Source organism: uncultured Aquincola sp. (assembly GCF_964001545.1).
Lineage (GTDB): Bacteria > Pseudomonadota > Gammaproteobacteria > Burkholderiales > Burkholderiaceae_C > Aquincola.
Genome location: NZ_CAXFDV010000317.1, coordinates 1 through 3,634 on the forward strand (window position 1 = coordinate 1; position 3,634 = coordinate 3,634).

The following is a 3,634-nucleotide window of genomic DNA, read 5'->3' on the forward strand; positions in this document are numbered from 1 at the left end:
GCCATGCGGCAGCTGCAGTTCGATGCGGTCGGCGCTTTGGTCTGTGCAGGACAGGGTGAGTTCGGTGTGCCAGCCGCCTGGCAGGTGCACACGGCCCTCGCGGATGCGGCCGAAGGATACGGGCGCCAGGGGCGCTTCACCGGCAAGCACCAGCCGCAGCGACACCCCGCGCGCATAGCCGGCCACACCGTCCGGCGACACCATGGCCGCAGCCGACAGCTGCAGCACGCACGTGGCATTCGGGCCGGCCTGCATGGCGGCCAGTTCACTGTCGGCCAGCTGCAGGCGCCAGCCTGTGGGGGGCTCCAACTCGGGCATCAGGTCATGAGCAGGCAATGCGGACATGCCGCGATCATGCACCTCACACCGCCATCCCTTCGGTGGCCGGGAACGTCGGTTGCTCGCGATGCCACTCAACAACCCGCGCTGCGCATGTTCGACATCGATCAAGGTCCGTGGGCCCTGGTGGCACGTGCGGCGATGGTCTACGGCGCGCTGCTGGTGATGGTGCGGCTGTCCGGCAAACGCACCATCGGCCAGTTCACGCCGTTCGACCTGCTCGTGGTGATGCTGCTGAGCGAATCGGTGAGCAATGCCCTGACCGGCGGCGACGACTCGATTCCGGGCGGCCTGGTGTCGGCGGCCACGCTCATCGTGCTCAACGGCCTGGTGGGCTTGGCCACGGCGCACAGCCGTCGCGCCGAGCGGTGGGTGGAGGGCGATCCGGTGCTGATCGGCCGCGACGGCCAGCTGTTCCACGCGGTGATGCGCCGCCACCGCGTGAGCCGCGGCGACATGGAACGCGCGCTGCGCGAGGCCGACTGCGAGCTGCACGAGGTGCGCTGCGCCTTCCTGGAGGCCGATGGCAGCATCAGCTTGCTGCAGGCGCCGCGCAGCGATTGAACGGCGCGCTCAGGCGCCGTCCATCCCCTCCACCAACGCGGCCACTGCCGACACCAGCGCCCGCACCTGCGCCGCTTCGATCACCAGCGGCGGCAGCAGGCGGATCACCGTGCCATGGGTGACGTTGAGCAGCAGGCGGTGCTGCTGCAGCGCGCGCAGCTGCAGCTCGCGCGCGGGCCGGTCCAGCTCGATGCCGATCATCAGGCCCAGCCCGCGCACCGCGCGCACGCGCGGCGCACCGGCCAGCGCGGCTTGCAAGCCGGCCAGCAAGGCCTGGCCGCGCTGGGCGGCGCGTGCGACCAGGTCGTCGCGCTGCATCACGTCCAGCACCGTGCAGGCGGCGCGGCAGGCCAGCGGGTTGCCGCCGAAGGTGCTGCCGTGGCTGCCGGGCGTGAACAGCTCGGCCGCCGCGCCGCCGGCCAGGCAGGCGCCGATGGGCACGCCGCCGGCCAGGCCCTTGGCCAGCGTCATCACGTCGGGCAGCACGCCTTCATGCTGGCCCGCGAACCAGCGGCCGGTGCGGCCCAGGCCGGTCTGCACCTCGTCCAGCATCATCAGCCAGCCGTGCTGGCTGCACAGCGCGCGCAGGCCGCGCAGGTAGCCCGGCGGCGCCACGTTCACGCCGCTTTCACCCTGCACCGGCTCCACCAGCAGCGCCACGATGCGGTCGCCATGCGCCGCCTGGGCCGCGGCCACCGCCGCCAGATCGCCGAAGGGCAGCCGCAGGAAGCCTTCCACATGCGGGCCGAAGCCGGCGCGCACCGCGGGGCTGGCGCTGGCCGACAGCGTGGCCAGCGTGCGGCCGTGGAAGCCGCCGTCCATCACCAGCACCAGCGGCTGGGCGACACCGCGGCGCTGCGCATGCAGCCGCGCCAGCTTGAGCGCGGCTTCGTTGGCCTCGGCGCCCGAGTTGCAGAAGAACGCGCGCTGCAGGCCCGAGAGCGCCGTCAGCCGTTCGGCCAGCTGCTGTGCCCAGGGGCTGTGGCACAGGTTGGAGACATGCAGCAGCCGGCCCGCCTGGTCGGCGATGGCGGCCACCAGGGCCGGGTGGGCATGGCCCAGCAGGCTCACGCCCACGCCGGCGATCGCGTCCAGGTACTCACGGCCCTGGGCGTCCCACAGCGTGGCGCCACGGCCGGCCACGAACTCGACGTCGCTGGGCGCGTAGGTGTCCATCAGCGCCGCAGGCGTGGGGCGCCAGGCGGGCAGGGCGGGGGCAGCGGACAGGGTGGCAGTCGGTGCCAGCAGGGTGTCGGTGGTCATGGGGGGCTCCTGGAAGAAGGGAGGGCGCCGCAAGGCCATGGCAGTATGTTTAGTGCGCCAGACTGGATAAACAAGCTGGTGCTGCAATCACCATCCACTGTGAGTTGAAAATGGACCTTCACCAAGCCATGCAGGTGTTCGTCGCCGTGGTCGATGCCGGCAGCCTCACCACCGCCGGCCAGCGGCTGGAGATGTCCACCACCATGGTGGGCAACCACCTGCGGGCGCTGGAACAGCGGCTGGGCCTGCCGCTGCTGAACCGCACCACCCGCCGGCAAAGCCTCACGCCCTTCGGCGCGCAGTACCACGCGCGCTGCGTCGACATCCTGGGCCAGATCGACGCCGCCGAGCGGCTGGCCGAAGACGCACAGGCCAGCCCCGGCGGCACCCTGCGCATCACCGCCACGCCGGCCTTCGGGGCCGAGGCGCTGATGCCACGGCTGCCCGACTACCTGGCGCTGCAGCCGGCGGTGCAGGTGGACGTGGTGCTGACGGATCGCCTGGTGGACCTGGTGGACGAAGGCTTCGACGCCGCGCTGCGCCTGGGCACGCTCAACACGCCGCGGCTGGTGGCCCGCCGGCTGCGCGACTACGGGCTGAGCCTGTGCGCCTCACCCGACTACCTGGCCCGCCGCGGCGAGCCTCAACAGCCGCAAGACCTGGCCGCGCACGATTGCCTGGTGTTCACCTACCCCGCCGGCACCGAATGGCGCTGGACCGAGCAGCAGTGGCGCTTCGCAGCCCCTGACGGCGGCGAGGTGGCTGTGCCGGTGCGCGGTCCAGTCTCGGTCAACCATGCGCAGGCCCTGCGCCGCGCAGCCCTGGCCGGCCTGGGCCTGGCCATGCTGCCCGAAGTGATGGTGGCCGACGACGTGGCGCAAGGCCGGCTGCGACCGCTGCTGCAGCCCTACGCGCTGCCGCGCCGGCCGATGCACCTGCTGTACGCGCCCGAGCGCCAGCGCTCGCCGAAGCTGCAGGGGTTCATTGCGTTTGCGCTGCGGGCGTTTGGGGGTGGGGCGGGGGTGGAGGGGTGATGGCGGAGCGGGTTCGCTCGGCACGTCCGACACAGTCGTTGCTTCCCACAAGCTTGCGCTGCATCGCTGGACGCAAGGCGCTCGTCGCCGCGCCGCGCCCCGCCCCTTTGCCTGCGCTGCGCGTCCCCAGTTTGACGGCGCCCGCCCAGGTCGCCTCCAATGCGCCGGTCCAGGGGAGTGGTCGATGGTGTCGAACCGGCGGAAGAAGTGGGTGTGGCTGGCCTTGCTGCTGGGCGCATGCGGGGTCGCCTGGCTGCTGACCCGCCAGCCAGCGCCCCGCCCGCCGCTGGTTGTGCGCAGCCCCGGCCCGGTGGACACGGGCATCTGGCCGCCCGCCGCGCAGACGCCAGTGTTGGAGCCGATCGCCGCTGCCTCCGAGCCCGCGCCTGCAGTGCCGCCCGCGGCCGCACCGCTGGACCCCGGCCTGCGCCAGC

At 72.6% G+C, this 3,634-nt stretch carries 4 protein-coding genes and 1 pseudogene; 3 read left to right on the forward strand and 2 right to left on the reverse strand.

Features of this window, described 5'->3' with window-relative positions; translation table 11 throughout:
* A partial coding sequence (locus ABNT58_RS11120) for a hypothetical protein (protein WP_348753542.1) occupies positions 1 to 450 on the reverse strand: 450 nt, incomplete at its 3' end.
* Here ABNT58_RS11120 and ABNT58_RS11125 point away from each other — a divergent pair.
* Positions 433 to 903, forward strand: a complete 471-nt coding sequence (locus ABNT58_RS11125) for a YetF domain-containing protein (protein WP_348753543.1) — start codon at positions 433 to 435, stop codon at positions 901 to 903. The genes ABNT58_RS11120 and ABNT58_RS11125 overlap by 18 nt on opposite strands.
* A 9-nt stretch (positions 904 to 912) precedes the next feature.
* On the opposite strand, the gene ABNT58_RS11130 is transcribed toward ABNT58_RS11125, so the two are convergent.
* Positions 913 to 2,079 carry an aspartate aminotransferase family protein gene (locus tag ABNT58_RS11130; RefSeq protein ID WP_348753545.1) on the reverse strand — a complete coding sequence of 389 codons (1,167 nt, stop codon included), beginning with the start codon at positions 2,077 to 2,079 and terminating at the stop codon, positions 913 to 915.
* Between the two features lie 197 nt (positions 2,080 to 2,276).
* Between ABNT58_RS11130 and ABNT58_RS11135 the strand changes: the two genes are divergently transcribed.
* Both ABNT58_RS11135 and ABNT58_RS11140 read left to right on the forward strand, forming a co-directional pair.
* Positions 2,277 to 3,200 (forward strand): LysR family transcriptional regulator, encoded by a 924-nt coding sequence (locus tag ABNT58_RS11135; RefSeq protein WP_348753544.1) that lies wholly within the window; start codon positions 2,277 to 2,279, stop codon positions 3,198 to 3,200.
* 184 nt (positions 3,201 to 3,384) lie between these two features.
* A pseudogene (locus ABNT58_RS11140) lies at positions 3,385 to 3,634 on the forward strand (hypothetical protein); the annotation flags it as partial.

Bases quoted from the DNA above. Each gene is read 5' to 3' on its own strand.
- ABNT58_RS11130 (WP_348753545.1), bottom strand. From the start codon at position 2,079: ATGGACACCTACGCGCCCAGCGACGTCGAGTTCGTGGCCGGCCGTGGC.
- ABNT58_RS11135 (WP_348753544.1), top strand. From the start codon at position 2,277: ATGGACCTTCACCAAGCCATGCAGGTGTTCGTCGCCGTGGTCGATGCC.
- ABNT58_RS11125 (WP_348753543.1), top strand. From the start codon at position 433: ATGTTCGACATCGATCAAGGTCCGTGGGCCCTGGTGGCACGTGCGGCG.